Origin of the sequence: Actinomycetospora chibensis (assembly GCF_028737215.1) — a bacterium.
GTDB lineage: Bacteria > Actinomycetota > Actinomycetes > Mycobacteriales > Pseudonocardiaceae > Actinomycetospora > Actinomycetospora chibensis.
Genome location: NZ_JAQZAM010000002.1, coordinates 82,554 through 99,799 on the forward strand (window position 1 = coordinate 82,554; position 17,246 = coordinate 99,799).

The following is a 17,246-nucleotide window of genomic DNA, read 5'->3' on the forward strand; positions in this document are numbered from 1 at the left end:
GTCAGCGCGCTCCCTCCTGCTCCCGTGGCGTCCCGGTCTCGCCCGTCGACCCGGCAGGGGGGCCGTTCGGTGGATCGTTCTGGGGCTCGTTGGGCCTCCCGGCGATCGCCTCCACGACCGCGTCCCAGCGCCGGCTGTCCCGCTCGGGGAACCGACGGCGGCTGCGCAGGGCCTTGCTCGAGCCCTCGGGGTAGCGCCAGCGCGCCCACGGCGAGGTGGGCCGGGCCAGGCGCACCGCCGCGAACAGCGCGAGCACGGGCACGAGCAGGCCGAGCAGGCCCAGCAGCGGGCGTCCCTTGAACAGGGCCACGATCGCGAGGAGACCGCCGACGACGATCGTGCTCACCACGGCCACGACCCCGTCGCCGGTGTCGGAGTCGAACGGGTTGGCCCCGACCACGAGCAGCGCCATCAGCGCGCCGACGATCAGCACGGCGTCCACCGAGACGCGGCCCTCCCGCTCCCAGTAGACGTCGGAGAGGTGCAGCCAGAGCGCGAACTCGTCGAGCGTCAGCGCCGCACCCGCCCCGAAGGCGGCCGCGAGCACGTAGAGCCAGGGGCCCTCGGGCTGGTAGGTGAACTCGCCGACCCCCGCGACCAGCATGAGGAAGATGCCCCACACCAGGTGGTGGAGGTGGACGCCGCCGACCGACTGGTTGCGGAACGGGCCCTTCCCGGCGCGGATCAGCCGCACGACCAGCCGCGTCCCGAGGAACACGACGATGAACGAGCCGAGCATCCAGGCAGCGGCGGCCCGGGACTCGAGATCGAGGCCCAGATCGAGGTTCACGTCGGGACTCACGTCGGGGCTCCCACGGTTTCCGGTTCGGGCAGGGCCGCCGCCGACGAGCGCGACAGCGCCGCCGTGGCCACGATCATCAGGACGACGAGCAGACCGATGAGGCCCCACTCGAGGCCGTCGGCACGCACCTGCTCACCGAGCACGACCACCCCGAGCACCGCGGCGACGATCGGCTCGCCCACGGTCACCGCCGGCAGCGACGCCGCGAGCGGGCCGGCCCCGAAGGCCGTCTGCTGCAGCAGCGTCCCGCCGAGCACCGCGGCGATGAGGACCCAGGTCTCCCACGAGGTGATCAGCGCGAGCGGCCCGTCGCCCAGCAGGTCGACCACGGACTTCGTCAGCGCGGCCACCAGGCCGTAGGCGAGGCCCGTGGCCACCGCGAGCAGGGCCGCGCGCCGGGGACCGCGCTTGCGTCCCGCCGCGAGCACGCACACGGCCAGGAGCACGAGCAGCGTCGCCAGCGACGGGAGCCACCCGTCGAGCGGGGCCTGGTCGACGCCCGCGGTGGGCTCGCCGATCACGACGAACAGCGCCAGCGCGGCGACCAGCACGACGGCCCAGCGGATCTCGGGACGCCCGATCCGCCGGCCGGTCAGGCGCGCCTCGAGGGGCAGCGCGAAGAGCACGGTGGTGACGAGCAGGGGCTGGACCAGCAACAACGCCCCGACGCCGAGCGCCGCGGCCTGGACGACGAAGCCCCCGGTGTCGCCGATCGTGCCCGCCCACCAGCGGGGCGAGCGGACGAGGCGGACGATCAGCCGGCCGCCGCGCGCCTCCTCGTCGGGCACGTCGGCCGCCGCGCCGCGCTGGGCCACGGAGGCGATCGCGAAGAGCAACGCGGCCAGCACCGCGAGCGCGCCCGCCAGGAGGGTCACCTCCGCGTCCGATCAGCCCACGTCACCGCGCCAGTGCATCACCGGGCGGGCACGCAAAGCGACAGGATCTTCGCGTCGTCACCCGATCGGTGGAGAGATCATCGATCGGCCTGTCGCGGATGTGACCTGGCGTATCTTGGCGGCGCCGCTCTCGTCCGGTGATCCGCCACTGCGTGGTCCAGCCGTCGGCGCTGGACGCCGTAGGACGCGGGACGCCGCGGCCCTGATGACCACGGCAGCGGCCACGGCGAGGGCGACCACGACCACCGCCAGGCAGTAGGCGCCGAGCCAGACGTGCTTGAAGACCTCGAGGTAGCCGTCTCCGAGCACGGCCGCGGCAGCGAGCATCACCCCGGTCAGCGCGGCGACGCCCGCGATCCGGCCTGCCGCCGCGGCCCGGGGAGCAGCCCTCCGCGTGGCGCGCAGTGCACCGAGAGCACCTGCGACGACGCCGAGCAGGGCCACCAGCGACGGCGCCCAGGGAACCGGGGTCGCATCGAGCGTGGCGCGGAAGCGCGGGATGTCGGCCCCCTGCTCGCCCATCGGCGGGTCCGGCTTCGGTGGGTAGGAGGACTCCGGAAGCCCGAGCGGCAGGGACGGGAGGTAGCCGAGATCCGCTCGCAACGTCGCCTGCATCCCGACGCCCAGGACGGTGACGAGGACGGTCGGTCGTTCTGCCAGCAGGCGGTAGGTCGTGGAGCGGGCACGAGCCGGGTCGTCGGCGATCGCCTCGGTCCACCCGGGGATCCCCTCCGCGTTGCGGACGTAGTAGCCCTCGCCGCTGCGGTCGTAGGCGCTCGGGGGGAGGCCCAACGGCGCGGTTGCCGTCGGTCCGAGCTCCGGCAGCGCCAGGGTGAACACGAGGTTGTGAGCATTGATGCTCGCGTAGGCGCGCGCCTGGTGGTCCACCGACGCCACCAGCAACGGGACGGCGGCGACGGCGAGCGCGACGGCTGCGGTCGGCCCCGCGAGTCGACGGAGCCGGGCGCGTGCGCCGACGGTGGTCGCCGTGCACACCAGCAGTCCGACCAGGGCGACCGGGGCGTAACCCGGTTTAGCCGCGGCCGCCACGACCGCACCCGAGACCACGAGGGCCAGGCCCGTCAGTCGCGGTGCTCGCTCCTCCGGTCCGGTGACCACGATCGTCGTGGCCCCGAGCAGGAGCGCGACTGTGCCGAGCAGCCCGGCGGGCTCGCTGAACGTGGACACGAAGAACCGCGAGAACGCGGCGAGGACCAACGGCGCCAGGGGGACTGCGAGCCATGCCGCACGGCGGGCGCCGCTGGCGAACGCGGCGACGGCGGTGACCGCTCCCACCAGGGCGGCGTAGAGGAGTCCCAGGCGGTTGAGGGACCAGGTCGGCCCCGCGCCGAGGGTGGCGGCACGGAGGATCGGCAGGGCCGAGGACGCGGCGTGGTCTTCGCACGGCGGGTGACCGGTCGTGAACCGCATGACGACCGCGTTCTTCCAGTTGGATGCCTGGTCGGCGGTGTCGGGCCGGATGCCCGCGGCGCAGTAGAGCCGGTACCCGTCCCCGTTGTCGCCTGCGCCCGTCGGGGTCGGGCCCACCAGCCCGAGCACCGCGACGACCAGGACGGTCGCGAGGAGTCCCGCGGCTGCGGCGACCACGCTCCGGCGGACGCGTTGGCGACGTCGCGTCGGAGCAGGAACGACGGGCGGCATCCTGCTAGTGAACCGGCTGCCCACGGTGCCCGCCCGGGTCGGGGGACCCGCCGCCCTCCTCCGCCCCGGATCAGCCGATCGCGTGCACGTCCATCGTCGAGAACCCGTTGAAGCCGAACGTCACCACGCCACCCTCGCGCACCACCACCTCGTGCGTGGCCGGCGTGGGTGGACCAGGCGGAACCCAGCCCGGATAGAGCGCCCGTAGGAGCGGCGAGTCCGCGAGTCGCTGTTCGATCACCGGCGCGATCCGGGCCCGGTCCGAGAGCGGATCCACCACCGTGCACCGGTCGGCGCAGAAGAACGCCACCGCGCCGAGCTCCTCGTAGGTCTCGACCACGGCACGGTCGGGAGCCCGGGCCACGACTGCGGCGTACTGCGACGGGGTGGCCCGGTTGTAGTTGAACGGTGAGCCGGTGCCGGCATAGTCGTGCCGGACCACATACGCGGCGCCCACGGAGACGAGGACTGCGCACGCGGCGACGGCGACCCATCGGGCCATCCCGGGAGCACCGGCGGCGAGGGCGAGCAGCACCAAGCCGGCGCCGACCGCCGGCGCCGGGTACCACGGGTACGGCGCCACGTCGAGCAGGTAGAGAAGGAAGACGTGGGTCAGCGCCCCGACCGCCAGCAGCGCGACGGGGCGACGCCGAGGAGCTCGCCACAGCAACCACAGAGCGGCCACGACCCCCGCGGCGGCGCCGGCCAGGGACAGCCACGTCGCCGCCGGCCACGTCCGGGCGAAGAGGACGACGGCCTCGCCGAACATGTAGCCGCGCAGTCCGGCCTTCTGCCCCGGTGACTGCTTCCAGATGAGCGTGTCGGGCAGCACGGTGCCGAAGCGCAGGAGCGACACGACCAGCCAGGGCAGCACGGTGAGCGCGGCGGCCGTCACCGCCACGAGCACGCGACGTCCCGTGAGCGCCACGGCCAGGATCGCCACGACCCCGAGGTCGGGTCGCACCAGCAGTAGCGCCCCTGACGCGATCCCGACCCCGACCGGTCGGCCGACGGCGACCTCGTGCGCGGCGACCGTCAGCACGGCCACCGCCAGGAGCGACTCGAGCCCGAAGGCGGCCTGCGTCGTGGGCGAGGACGCCAGCAGCGCGGCGGCGACGGGCCCTGCCCACGCCGACCACCCCCACCGGCGGGCGAGCCCGGACACCGCGGTCGAGATCACGGCCATCAACCCCGCCGACACGATGCCGAGGGCGGGTACCGGCGGCAGCACCAACATCGGCAGCGCCAGCAACACGACCCACAACGGGCTGGTCGCCGTGTTGGACGCGAGGTCGGGCGTGACACACCAGCATCCGTGCTCAGCGAGGTTCCGCGCGTAGGACAGCGTGATGAAGGCGTCGTCGAGCAGGGCCTGGTGAGCGATGCCGGTCAGCACCACGCCGAACACGGCACCGAGCAGCGCGGGCGCCCACCGACGAAAGCCACGGACTATCTCCGGGTCCACCAGGTGCCTCGTCGGCGCCGGGAGGACCCCCACCGGCTCATCAGTCACCGTCATGCACCCACCGTGCCGTCACCGGAACCGGACCATCCGGTATCGGTACCCACCTGCGGCGTGTCGCACGATCGTCACCGGCCGAGCCCCAGCAGCCGGACGAACTTTGGAACAGTGTGATGGATGCGCGTCCCGACGGCAGTCGCTGCCACCGCCCTCCCGGCCCTGGCCCTCGCCGTCCTGGGGTCCTCGCACCCCGCGATGCTGACGCCGGAGTCGGCGCCGTGGTGGCGCGACCTGCACCTCATCGGGATCGTGCTGTTCCCGCTGCTGGCGCTCGGCCCGTGGGCGGTGGTGCGGGCGTCCCGCCCCGCCGGACCCGTCGGGTGGGTGCTCGAGGGCCTCACCGTCGTCCTCGGGTTCGTCTACGCCGGCTTCTACACCGCGCTCGACGTCCTGGCCGGCGTCGGCGGGGGCCACCAGACGATGCGCCTCGGCCCCGGACCCTGGGTAGCCTCGCTGTTCGAGATCGCCGACGTCGTGACGGTGCCCGGCGTCTACGCCTACCTCGCCGCGACCGTGCTCGCCGCCGTCCTCGCGCTCGTGCGTGCCCCGGGGGCCTGGCGCCTGCTCGCGGCCGTCGGCGCCCTGTTCGCCGTCGTCGGCGCCTGGTCGTTCCTCACCAGCCACATCTACTACCCCTACGGCGTCGCGACGATGGTGATGCTGGCCCTCGGTCACACCCTGCTCCTCGTGGCCGCGACCCGGCGACCCGCGACCCGCCGACACCGCCGGGCGACGTCCCCCGCCCCCGCGGAAGAGGCCGCGGCCACCCCGTAGCGGGCGCCCGACCGTCCACCCGCCGGACCCCGCCGACCGGTCCTCGACGGGTCCTCGACGCCGAACCGGCCTGTCCGATTCCATGGGCGACGTGCTCCCCCGCCTGTCCCGCCTGCGCCACGCCCTTCACGTCCGGTTGATCCGCGCTGTGGAGCGCGGGACGGCCGCTGCGCTCGATGCGCGGGTGACGCCGCGACTCGACGATCTCGAGGCGCGCGTCCGGGAGCAGAGGGCCGAACTTGCCGCGGTCCGGGACGAGCTCGCCGCGACGCGCCGTGACGCGCAGGCTCGTGATGTGCGGGTCCACCGGGACATCGTCGCGGCCGGGGAGCGCGACGCCGCCGCCTCGAGCGCCCACTTCGTGCGCCAAGCGATGCCCGGCGCGCGGACGTTCCCCCTGCCGGCCGCCACCCTCGCCCATGCGCTCGGGCTCGCGCCGCGCGGTGGGATGGCGCTCGAGTTCGGGGTCTACACCGGCACCACCCTGCGCGCGATCGCCGCGGCCCGCACGGACGGCAAGGTGTACGGCTTCGACTCGTTCCAGGGCCTGCCCGAGGACTGGCGGGCAGGCTTCGCCGCCGGCGCCTTCGGCGGCGTCGAGCCCCCGGACGTGCCCGGTGCCGAGCTCGTCGTGGGGTGGTTCGCCGACACGCTGCCCACCTTCCTCGACGCCCACCCCGGCCACGTCGACCTCCTGCACCTCGACGCCGACCTGTACACGTCGACGGCGACGGTGCTCGAGCAGGTCGGTCCGCGCCTGCGCCCGGGCTCGGTCGTCGTGTTCGACGAGTACCTCAACCACCCGGGGTGGGAGGAGGGCGAGCACCGCGCCTGGACCGAGTACGTCTCCCGCACAGGGCTCGGCTTCACCTACGAAGCGTTCACCCAGGACAACGAGCAGGTCGTCGTGATCATCACGTCGACACCGCCTCCGCGTGAGGCCCCGCTCCCGCGGAGCGCCGCCGAGATCGCCCGCTGACCTCACGGCGGCCGCCGCTCGCCCGGCGCCTACGCCGCGACAGGGCGTCGTGGGCCGTGCCGCCCGGCGTGTCTCCTACTCTGGGAGTCGGCCTGCACGGGAGACACCCGACCCACCGCCGGGAGCCGCAGACATGACCGACGTCCACGCCGTCAGAAGCGCCACGACCACCTCGCGCGCCGCGCGGGCCGTGGTCGCGCGAGGACTCTTCGCCGGCCCCACGAGCGACACCCCGGACGAGCTCTACGCCGAGATCGTGCGGGGACGCGCGGAACGACGTCGGCACCACGTGCGGGTGGGCGAGTACAGCCACATCAGCACGAACACCTACTTCGGCCGCTTCTTCGCGAGCTACTGGCAGCGCTGGGCCACCGCCACCGAGGTCCGCTTCGAGGGGCGCATCCGCGGCCACGGTCGGGTGTCGCTGCGCGCCTCCGACACCAACGGCGTGCCCCGCACCCTGGCCGTGCACGATGTCGGCACCGGGGACCTCTCCCTGTCCGCCACCCTCGACCGGTTCCTCGACGGCGGCGGGCTGTGGATCGAGATTCAGACCGACGACGAGGAGCTGCTGCTCTCCGAGAGCCGCTGGACGGTCGCGGCGCCGACCACCGACCGGCGCACATCCCTCGTGGTCTGCACCCACAACCGGCCGGTCGACTGCGTCACCACCCTGCGGGCGATCCTCGACGACACGACCGCGCTCGAGACGCTCGACCGGATCGTCGTGGTCGACCAGGGCACCGACCGCGTCGAGGACCAGCCGCGGTTCGCCGAAGTGGCAGGCGACCTCGGGGCGCGGCTCACCTACCTGACCCAGGGGAACCTGGGCGGCGCCGGAGGCTTCACCCGTGGTCTCTACGAGCTGGTGGAACTCGGCTCGGACCCACACACCGATGTGCTGCTCATGGACGACGACGTCCGCTGCGAGCCCGAGGTCGTCGTCCGACTGTCCGCCTTCGCGCGCCACACCGCGGTACCGACGATCGTCGGGGCGCAGATGCTCAACCTGCTGCATCCGACCCAGGTGATCGCCGGCGCAGAGCGCGCCGACTTCGTCGATCTCGCGTGCGGGCGGCGACCCGAGGGCGCGATCGGCGAGTCGGATGTGACCGGCTACTTCCCCGACGGGACCAAGAACGTCCAGGACCGCCGCGTCGACGCGGACTACACCGGGTGGTGGGCGTGCCTCATCCCCGCCGAGGTCACCCGGGCCATCGGCTACCCGCTCCCGCTGTTCTTCCAGTGGGACGACGTCGAATACGGCTACCGGGCGCGGGCGCACGGGTTCCCGACGGTGACCCTGCCGGGCGCGGGGCTGTGGCACGCGGACTTCATGTGGAAGGACTGGGACGACTGGCGGCGGTACTTCAACCACCGCAACGCGATGATCACCGCGGCGATGCACTCGGAGTTCCCGGTGCGCGCGATCGGGCGCACCATCCGTGATCACCTCTTCCGGTACGTGCTCGCCATGAACTACGGCCTCGCGGCCACCCTGATCAAGGCGGTCGACGACTTCCTGGAGGGTCCCGGCGTGCTCGCCGACGGCGGTGTGAGCGCGGCGTTCGCCATCCAGGAGGAGCGCCGCCGCTACACGGAGACGACCCTGCACTCCGTGCACGACGTTCCGGGGCTCCCGGGCGTCGAGATGCCCATCGCGCGCGCCGGTTTCGAGCCGTCGCGGCCCGGGCTCGTCCGCGCCAAGCGCGTCGTCCAGCAGGCGACCGGCCGTCTCCCGCACCACGGCGGCCTCATCGGCGCCGGTGAGGCCCACTGGTGGCACGTGTCCCTGTTCGACCGTGTCGGTGTCGTGGATGCGGGGCAGAACGGGGTACGGCTCCGCCGTCGCGACCCGGCGCACCTCAAGCACCTGTCGCGGGAGAGCGCCCGCGTGCTGTGGCGCTTCGCGCGCGAGGGCTCGGCGGCCGCCGAGCGCTGGCGCGCCGCCCAGGGCTCCCTGACAGCACCCGCGAGCTGGCGCCGCCTCTTCGGCCTCGACGAGGCGTGAGTCTCCGGCCCCGCAAGGACGGCGCGACCGTCCTCGCGGGCGACCCGGAGGTCGCCGCCGTGCCGGGGGCGCTGCGGGGGTTCGGGGGGATCGCGGTCGGGCTGCTCGTCGCGCTCGGCGTCCTGGGCGAGGAGCCGCGCGCCGCGGTCGCGCTCGACGTGCTGCTGGTCCTCGCCGGGTTCCTCGTCGTGCGCCACGGGCTCGCGGCCGTGCACGGCGGCTCCTGGTCGGTGGGACGGGGCCTGACCCGCGCCCTGCGGACCCTGCTGCCCGTCACCGTCGTGGTGCTGCTGGCCGCCGCCGTCGCGACCGCCGTGTCGCTGCCCTCCTCGTGGTGGCCCCAGATCCAGGCCGACGTCGTCGCCTCGGTGCTCCTGGTCCAGAACTGGCACCTCGCGCTGTTCGCGCCGGCCACCGCCCCGGGTGGCGCGCTGGCCGGGCCCCTCGCCTACCTCTGGGCACTCGCGGTCCTCGGTCAGCTCCTCCTCGGAGTCGTCCTCGTGCTCGGCCTCGCCGTCGCGCTGGCAGGTCGGCTCGGACGTCGCGTCGAGACCGTCCTCGCGGTCCTCCTCCTCGTGATCACGGTGGCGTCCGGGGTCTGGGCGACGGTCGGCCCGGCTCCGCTCGACACCGCCGCCCGGGCCTGGGTCTTCGCCGGCGGGGGACTGCTCGCCACCGCACCCGGGACGTGGGCCCTGCGCTCCCGCCCCACGGTGGGTCTGTCGACCCTGGTGGGACTCGCCGGGATCGCCGCGGCACTGCTCTCATCCTCGCCGCTCGTGCCGATCGTCGCCGTGCTGGGCGCCCTGACCGTCGTCCACGCCCTCGCGCACGGCCCGGCGACAGCGGTGTCCCGACTGCTCGGGCTCCTCCCGCTGCGGACCCTCGGAGCGGTCGCCCTCCCGCTCTACCTCTGGGCCGGCCTGGTCCTCGGTTTCTACCTCGTGTGGAGGGGCCGGCCCGAGGTCGGTCTGCGCGGGAGTGCCGTCGTCCTCGGCGTCGCCGTCGTCCTGGCGCTCGTCACCAGAGCGGTGCGCCGCTGTGCTCCGCGGTCACGACGAGGCGGTGACGGCAGTGGCGGCGGCGGTGTTGGTGGCGTCGGCCGCCTGCGGTCCATGGCCGCCCTGGTCGTCACGCTCGTCCTGGCCACCGGCGGCTGGTACGTGGCCTCGACTCTGCGCCCAGGCGCGTTCGTCGCGGCCGCCGACCCCGCCCATCCCGGTGCCGCCGCGCGGCTCCCCGGCTACGGCGAGGTCCCGGCCGGACCCGTGCTGCCCGGGCCCGAGTCGCGCGCGGCGGACTGGGCCCCGGGCGCCAGCCGGTGCCGGACGTCCCCGCTCGAGGCGACGCTCCGCATCTGCGGCGAACCGGTCGCAGACCCGCCGTTCCGCGTGGTCGCCGTGGGCGACTCCCACGTCGAGCAGCTGCTGCCCGCGGTGCGCCCGATCGTCGACGAACGCCGCGGTCAGCTGGTGACGATGCTGCGCGGCGCCTGTCCGTTCTCGACCGGGTCGGACACGGTGCCCGGCGACGGCGAGTGCGCCGCCTGGAACCGCGCCGCGATCAGCGAGATCGTGGCGCTGCGGGCAGACCTCGTGGTCACCCTCGGCTCCCGCGACGGTCGCTCGGCGCTCACCGAGGAGACACCGGCGGGCTTCGTCGAGGCCTGGCGCGAGCTCGAGCGCGCGGGGATCCCGGTGCTCGCGATCCGGGACAACCCGCGCCTGCCGTTCTCGCCGACCGACTGCGTCGACGCCCAGCCGACGGACCCCGGCGTCTGCGCGGCGCCGCGGGCGCCGCTCGTGGCGGCGAGTCCCCCCTGGACCCGGTCGGGGCCGCTTCCGGGCAACGTCGTCTTCCTCGACCTCGCCGACACCTACTGCACCGACACCGCTTGTCCGGCCGTGGTGGGCAACGTCCTGATCTACCTCGATGCGAACCACGTCAGTGCGACGTTCACCGGTACTGCGGCACCGGTCGTCGCACCCGCGCTGCTCCGTGCGATGGAACACGTCACCCCGGGGTACTGACGGATCACCTGGCCTCGCGTCGTAACGTCAGGTGAACGGACCGACACGCTGGGAGCCGGATGACTGCGAGCGGGGCCACCACGCCGATGCCCGCGTCCGGGGTCACGACGCCGATCCCGGCGTTCGTCACCCCGGGTCGCCACCGGATCGATCGACCGGTCACCGAACGCCGCTTCCGCCCCGAGCTCCAGGGGCTGCGGGCGCTGGCTGTGGGCCTGGTCGTGATCTACCACGTGTGGATCGGACGCGTGTCCGGCGGCGTCGACGTCTTCTTCGTCATCTCCGGCTTCCTGCTCGCCGGGCAGATGACCCGCGCCGCCGAGCGCGGCGCCGTCGACGTCCTCGCCTACTGGGGCAAGACCGCGAAGCGCCTTCTCGCCCCGACGTCGATCGTGCTGGCCGGCGTTGTGCTCGCCTCGCTCGCGATCCTCCCCCAGTCCCGCTGGCCGCAGACCGTCCACGAGATCGTCGCGTCGGCACTGTTCTTCCAGAACTGGCAGCTGGCCGCCGACTCGGTCGACTACTACGCCGCCCACAACACGGCGAGCGTGGTGCAGCACCTGTGGTCGCTGTCGATCCAGGGGCAGTTCTACCTCCTGTTCCCCCTGGCGGTCGTACTCGTCGCGCTCGTCGCCCACCGCCTCGGAGCAGATGTCCGGCGCGCCGTGACGGCGGGCCTGATCGTGCTCTCGCTCGGCTCGTTGGCCTACTCGGTAGTGCTGACGGCGACGTCGCAGCAGCTCGCCTACTTCCACTCGGCGACGCGGCTCTGGGAGTTCACGCTCGGCGGCCTGCTGGCCGTCGCCGGCTCCGGCCTGGCGTTGCCCCGGTGGGTGGCGATCGCCGCCGGCTGGATCGGGGTCCTCGGCCTCGTGCTGACCGGGGTCGTGCTGGACGTCGAGGGCGGCTTCCCCGGCTACCTCGCCCTGTGGCCGGTGCTGTGCGCGCTGGCGATCCTGCTGGCCGGCGAGACCCGCCACCGCCTCGGCGCCGACCGCTTCCTGTCGTCGCCGGTGATGCAGTACCTCGGCAACATCAGCTTCCCGCTGTACCTCTGGCACTGGCCGGTCCTGCTGTTCACGCTGGCCCTGACCCGCCAGCCCGACCTCGGCCCCGAGGGCGGCCTCGTGGTCATCGCCCTGTCCGTCCTGCTGGCCGTGATGACCCGCCACCTCGTGGAGGTCCCGCTCGAGGCCGTCTCACTCGGCCGGCCCTCCCGCTGGGGCAACCACCGGGTCGCCGTCGTGCTCCTGGTGCCCGTGCTCGTCCTGGCCTTCGCGTGGCAGGGCCTCATCAGCCTGGATCAGCGCGCCACGGCCGACCTCGGTCAGGGACAGCACCCGGGCGCGATGGCGCTCGTCGACGGCGCCGCCGGGGAGGAGGGCGCACCGACGATCCCGTCGTTCGTCGCACTGAACGGGGACTGGGAGCCCGCGCCGCCGGAATGCCGGTTCTCGACCTACGAGCCCACGATGCAGGTGTGCGCGTCCCCGATCGACGGTGAGCCCACGAGGCGGCTGGTGCTCGTCGGGGACTCCCACATCCAGCAGTTCACGGCGGCCCTGCTCCCCTACGCGGAGAGCCAGCGGTGGCAGCTCGTGACCATCCTCAAGGGCGCGTGCCCGTTCGGTCTCGGTGCTCCGTCCGACGGCGAGGCCGCCGGGTGCCAGGAGTGGAACCAGCAGGCCCTGCAGGAGGTCCGTGACCTGCGACCGGACGCCGTGGTCACCATCGCGTCGCGCGAGGTGCGCGTCGGCCAGACCGAGAACACCCCACCGTCCTTCGTCGAGGGTTGGAAGGCCCTGGATTCCCTCGGAATCCCGGTCCTGGGTGTGCGCGACAACCCGCGGTACGACTACGCACCGGCGGCCTGCGTCGAGGGGCAGCTGCCGCCGGACATCCCCTGCGCCCAGCCGCGGGCGGCCCTCTACCCCGAGGTGCCGTCCTACGAGCGCGCCGGCGAGCTCCCGGGCAACGTCTCGTTCCTCGACCTCAGCCACTACGTGTGCACCGCGACCGAGTGCCCGCCCGTCATCGGCGGCGTGTTCGTCTACCTCGACAACAACCACCTGACCGCCACCTACGGACGCTCGATGTCCCCGGTGCTCGGACCGGAGGTCGCCCGCTTGATGGGTTGGTGACGATGGCGACACGGCGACGCGAGGCGGTGCGTGACGACCACGCCCTCGCCCCTACGCTCGGGGCGAAGCCGGTCCGACGCCGGATCAGCCGCTCGGGGTGGGCCGGTCAGGACCCGGAGTGGGTCGTGACCGGGCTCGTCGAGCACGGTTCCGAGGGGGCGCAGTGACGATTCCCGTGGTCGGCGTCGCGGACGTCGGCCTGGTCCTCCTCTACGTCCTGGTGCTCTGGCTCCCCGGCGCGGCGGCCCTGGCCGCCTCGGGGAGCAGGGGATGGGCCGTGGCGGCGGTCGCCCCGCTCGCGACCTACGGGATCGCGGGCGTGGCAGGTCCCGTCAGCTCCGGGATCGGGGCCCGTTGGGGCGTCCTGAGCCTGGTGCTGGCCACGGTGGTCGCTGCCCTGCTCGGATTCGGGGTACGGCTTCTGACCCAGCGGTGGGCCGAGGGCACGTCGGCGACACCACCGGGCTGGCCGAGGCCACAGACGATCGTCGTCGCCGCCGCGACCAGCCTCGCCGCCCTCATCGGCGGCCTCGCGGTCCTCGGTGGGTTCCGGAGGCTCAGCACCCTCCCCCAGGACTGGGATGCGGCGTTCCACGCCAACGGCATCGCGTGGATCGCCAACACCGGCGACGGCGGACTCACCGGGATGAGCCGGATCGTCTGGTTCGGCAGCGCGCCGCCGCAGTACTACCCGAACTCGTACCACCTGCTCGGCGCCGTGGTCACCGAGCTGACGGGGCGGGACATCCCGTCCGTGCTGAACGCGAACACCGTCCTCATCCCCGGGGTCCTCGCGCTCGGCATCGCCGCGCTCTGTCGCCAACTCGGGAGCCGAGCCCTCCTCGCGGTCGGCGCAGTGCTCGCCGTCGTCGGCATCTCGTCGGTGTACGACATGCTCTGGCGAGGCCCGCTGCTGCCGTTCGCGATGGGCGTGGCGCTGATCCCCGCCCTCCTCGTGACCCTGCTCGAGTACCTGGCCGCACCACGAGTCCCGCGCCGGCTGCCGACTCTGGTGCCGCTCAGCCTCGCGGCCTGCGGACTCTTCGCGCTCCATCCCGGCGCCTTCATCGCCGGAGCGCTCTTCGCGATACCGATGATCGTGTCGGCGTGGATGGCCCGACCACGGACGATCCTCGTCGACCTCCTCTCCCTCGGGATCGCCGCGCTCGTCGCCGTGGTCGCGCTCCTCCCTCACCTCCTGGGGTCGTTGAAGAGCGCGGCCGACGCGACGAGTGACTGGCCGGCCGTGGGGAACGCCGCCGAGGGTCTCGGCGAGGCCCTGCTCTTCGCGCACGACTCGGAGACGGTGCAGGTGTGGTTCGCGCTCCTGCTGGTCGTCGGTGGGATCACCTGGCTGCGGATGGGCTCGTTGCGCTGGACGATCGTGCCCGCACTCCTGTTCGTCGGGCTGTTCGTGACCGCGTTCGCGAGCGACGCGCCGATCCTCGACGCGCTGACCCGTCCCTGGTGGAACGACCGCTACCGCTTGATCGGCATCGCCGCGATCCCGCTGGCGTTGTTCGCTGGGCACGCCGTCGCGCAGGTCCACGCCACCGGCGTCGCCGCGACCGCGAAACTGATGCCCGCCACGGCGGCCCGCCGAGTCGGGGTGGTCGTCCGCTGGTCGCTCGCCGGGGTGATCGTCGCCCTCCTGCTCGGCGTCACCGGCGCCAGCTATCTGGTGCGCAACCAGGAGCTCATGGCCAGGAACACCGGCGAGGGACCGGCGCTGTCCTCGGCGGAAATCGAGGGGCTCCGGGTCCTCGGCGGGATGGTCCCGCCCGGAGAGCGGGTCATGAACGACCAGGGCGACGGCTCGGTGTGGATGTACGCCCTCGGGGGCGCACTGCCCGTGGCCGGTCACTACAACCAGTCGTTGGTCGACCCGGACGTCACCCTGCTGTCGAAGAGGTTCGACGACTACGACACCGACCCGGCCGTGCGTGCCGCCGCCGGCCGTCTCGATGTGCGCTGGGTGGTGCTGGGACGCGGGTTCCTGCGGGAGAGCGCGACCCGGCAACCCGGTCTCGACGACCTCGGCCGCGTGTCGGAGCTCCGGCTCTCGTACCAGAACCCCGACTTCGCGATCTACCGGCTCGACGCGGCGCGCTGACGTCCCCGGGCGGCGACCTCTCGCACGGCCGCGTCCATCTCCCTGCCGGACCGCTCCCAGCTCATGGCAGACACCGACTCCCGGGCTCTCTCGACCCGTGCCCGGTCCCACGGCTCGCCCAGCATCTCCTCGAGCTCGCGGGCGAACGTCGGCCCGTCGTCGGCCTGTCGGACACCCCGGCGGATCGCGTCCGACAGGCCACGAACGCCGACGGAGGTCGTCAGGAGGTCCCGACCCGCGGCGAGGGGCTCGAGGACCTTGTTGTTCATCCCGGCTCCCCGCGTCACCGGCGCGACGACCGCACGCGCACCCCGGTATACGTCGGCGAGCTCCTCGACGAATCCGCCACGGCCCATGATCGCCGCCGCCCGGGCGGCGTCCTCTCCGGCGTCAGCCGCCGCCCAGGGCTCACCGTTGCCGAACAGCGTCACTCGAGCGAGCACGTCGTCGGACAGCAGCGGTGCGACCTCACGGGCGAACCACCGCAGTGACTCCTGGTTGGGCGGATAGATCCAGTCCGCGAGCCAGGCCAGGTACCCGTCCTCCGGTGGCGCCTCCGGCTCGACGGCCGACAGCTGCGGGTGAATGCCGTTCGGCACGACATGCGTCGACGGGAGTCGACGGACCCGCGCGGCATCGGCCGTGACGTCCTCGTCGGAGATGTAGGAGACCGCGTCCGCCATCGGCAGCAGTACCTGCATCACCGGGACGAGCTGGGCGTCCTGAGCGACGGCCGACACCCGCTCGCGCACCGTCGAACGCGGCGCAGACCCGACGAGCCGGTACGGGCTGTCGACCAGGTCGACGAGCACCGGGACACGGGTCCGGCGGAGGGCCGGCATCATCGGCAGACAGAAGACGTCCCCGAGCAGGACCACGTCGACCGCGTGCACGCGCCGCCGGAACGCGGGGGTCAACGACACCCACGTCGCGCGAGCGGCCGAGCGCGGGCCGGGGCGGGCCGGGATGTCGAGCCGGTCGACAGTGTGCCCGCTCGCGCGCAGGCCCCGCACGACGTTGTCGCGTCGCAGCCGACCGCCGGTGAGTGCGGTGTGGTCGCCGTAGCTGGTCACCACGAGTACGTGCAGTCCGCTCATCGTTCCCCGGTCGTCCGATCGACAGGGAGCGCGACGTTACCAACGGGGGCCGGGACCCATCGCGCCGACCACACCCACGCCGGCCCGGACGCGTCTCCCCCGACCCGCCGGTGGCCCGGTGGTCGATGGCGGGAGGATGGCGCGGTGACGGGCAAGCACGCGGGAGCAGGTCGACCGACGGCGGCCGAGCCGCTCGGGCCGACCGGACCGGACGACCCCGGGCCCGACCCGAGGGCCCTCGACGACGTCCGGCCCGAGGTACCCCTCCGGGACATGGCGCCCCTACGTCGCGTGCAGACCGTGGCCCGCTGGGGTCTGCGCCAGATCGGCACCCGCCGTGGCCGGCGTGTCGTCCTGCGCCGGGTGGCGTTCGGCATGGCCCGTTCCCTGACCTCGGTAGTAGCCGTGGACGTCGCCGGTGAGAAGTACCTGGTCAGCACGCACGATCGCGCGATCGGGGCGATCACCTTCAGCGAGGGCGGGCTCGACCTGGACCTCATGACCGCGGCCCTGGAACTCGTCGAGGCCCGTACCGGGCGGGCACTGCGTGGTCGCACGTTCGTCGACATCGGCGCGAACATCGGGACCGCCACCGTCCCCGCCCTGGTCCGGTTCGGGGCCGCCGGCGGCGTCGCCATCGAGCCGGCCTCAAACAACCTCAAGCTCCTGCGCTGCAACCTCATCGCCAATGAGCTCGCCGACCGGGTGGTCGTCGTCGAGGCCGCACTCTCGGACAGCCTCGGCACGGCGTTCCTCGAGCTCGGCGAGTCCAACTGGGGCGACCACCGGGTCCGGGCGAGCACCTCGTCCGGCCCGGCGCGGTACGGCGAGGACGGACGTGCGGTCGACGAGGTCCGCCTCGTCACCTTCGACTCGCTGGTCGAGGACGGGACCGTGGACGTCACGTCGATCGGTGTCGTCTGGGTCGACACCCAGGGCCACGAGGCCCAGGTGCTCGCCGGCGCGGAGGCGCTCCTCGCGAGCGACGTGCCGGTCGTGATCGAGTACTGGCCGTACGGGCTCCGGCGCGCGGACGGGCTGGAGCAGCTGCACGCCCTCATCGCGAGCCGGTACCGCACGGTCGTGGACCTCCGGGCCTCCGCCGCGAAGGGCCGGCCCGTGGAGTTCCCCGCCTCCGAGATCGAACGGCTCGCACCGATCTACGTCGGGACCTCGTACACCGACCTCCTCCTGGTCTCCTAGGCGGATCGGCCGCGCC

Annotated in this window: 12 protein-coding genes; 7 read left to right on the forward strand and 5 right to left on the reverse strand. The window is 73.4% G+C overall.

Annotated features, from left to right (window positions below):
• Position 1: 1 nt before the first annotated feature.
• The 4 genes from PH189_RS02850 to PH189_RS02865 form a co-directional block, all read right to left on the reverse strand.
• Positions 2-802: a hypothetical protein gene (locus PH189_RS02850; protein WP_274187240.1), complete on the reverse strand. Its 801-nt coding sequence runs from the start codon at positions 800-802 to the stop codon at positions 2-4.
• The gene (locus PH189_RS02855) at positions 799-1,677 is read right to left on the reverse strand and encodes a DMT family transporter (RefSeq protein WP_274187241.1); all 879 of its coding nucleotides are present in this window, start codon (positions 1,675-1,677) and stop codon (positions 799-801) included. The genes PH189_RS02850 and PH189_RS02855 overlap by 4 nt, the downstream gene beginning before the upstream one ends.
• 78 nt (positions 1,678-1,755) lie before the next feature.
• The gene (gene wsfD, locus PH189_RS02860) at positions 1,756-3,306 is read right to left on the reverse strand and encodes a glycan biosynthesis hexose transferase WsfD (RefSeq protein ID WP_274187242.1); all 1,551 of its coding nucleotides are present in this window, start codon (positions 3,304-3,306) and stop codon (positions 1,756-1,758) included.
• Positions 3,307-3,430: 124 nt separating this feature from the next.
• Complete coding sequence (locus PH189_RS02865) at positions 3,431-4,825, reverse strand: glycosyltransferase family 87 protein (protein ID WP_274187243.1); 1,395 nt, start codon at positions 4,823-4,825, stop codon at positions 3,431-3,433.
• A 174-nt stretch (positions 4,826-4,999) separates the two neighbouring features.
• Between PH189_RS02865 and PH189_RS02870 the strand changes: the two genes are divergently transcribed.
• From PH189_RS02870 to PH189_RS02895, 6 genes are all read left to right on the forward strand, one after another.
• Positions 5,000-5,656 carry a hypothetical protein gene (locus tag PH189_RS02870; RefSeq protein WP_274187244.1) on the forward strand — a complete coding sequence of 219 codons (657 nt, stop codon included), beginning with the start codon at positions 5,000-5,002 and terminating at the stop codon, positions 5,654-5,656.
• Positions 5,657-5,738: 82 nt separating this feature from the next.
• Positions 5,739-6,635 carry a class I SAM-dependent methyltransferase gene (locus PH189_RS02875; protein WP_274187245.1) on the forward strand — a complete coding sequence of 299 codons (897 nt, stop codon included), beginning with the start codon at positions 5,739-5,741 and terminating at the stop codon, positions 6,633-6,635.
• A gap of 133 nt (positions 6,636-6,768) precedes the next feature.
• Complete coding sequence (locus PH189_RS02880; protein ID WP_274187246.1) at positions 6,769-8,646, forward strand: glycosyltransferase; 1,878 nt, start codon at positions 6,769-6,771, stop codon at positions 8,644-8,646.
• Positions 8,643-10,676: an SGNH hydrolase domain-containing protein gene (locus PH189_RS02885; protein WP_274187247.1), complete on the forward strand. Its 2,034-nt coding sequence runs from the start codon at positions 8,643-8,645 to the stop codon at positions 10,674-10,676. Before PH189_RS02880 ends, PH189_RS02885 begins: the two co-directional genes overlap by 4 nt.
• Positions 10,677-10,735: 59 nt before the next feature.
• Positions 10,736-12,817 carry an acyltransferase family protein gene (locus PH189_RS02890; RefSeq protein ID WP_274187248.1) on the forward strand — a complete coding sequence of 694 codons (2,082 nt, stop codon included), beginning with the start codon at positions 10,736-10,738 and terminating at the stop codon, positions 12,815-12,817.
• Between the two features lie 163 nt (positions 12,818-12,980).
• Positions 12,981-14,930, forward strand: coding sequence for a DUF6541 family protein (locus PH189_RS02895; RefSeq protein ID WP_274187249.1), 1,950 nt, complete (start codon positions 12,981-12,983; stop codon positions 14,928-14,930).
• On the opposite strand, the gene PH189_RS02900 is transcribed toward PH189_RS02895, so the two are convergent.
• Entirely contained in the window at positions 14,906-16,027 is a 1,122-nt protein-coding gene (locus PH189_RS02900) for a glycosyltransferase (RefSeq protein ID WP_274187250.1), read from the reverse strand. The two genes, PH189_RS02895 and PH189_RS02900, sit on opposite strands and share 25 nt — an antisense overlap.
• A 144-nt stretch (positions 16,028-16,171) precedes the next feature.
• Here PH189_RS02900 and PH189_RS02905 point away from each other — a divergent pair, with 144 nt between their 5' ends.
• Positions 16,172-17,230, forward strand: coding sequence for an FkbM family methyltransferase (locus PH189_RS02905; RefSeq protein ID WP_274187251.1), 1,059 nt, complete (start codon positions 16,172-16,174; stop codon positions 17,228-17,230).
• The last annotated feature ends 16 nt before the right edge of the window (positions 17,231-17,246 follow it).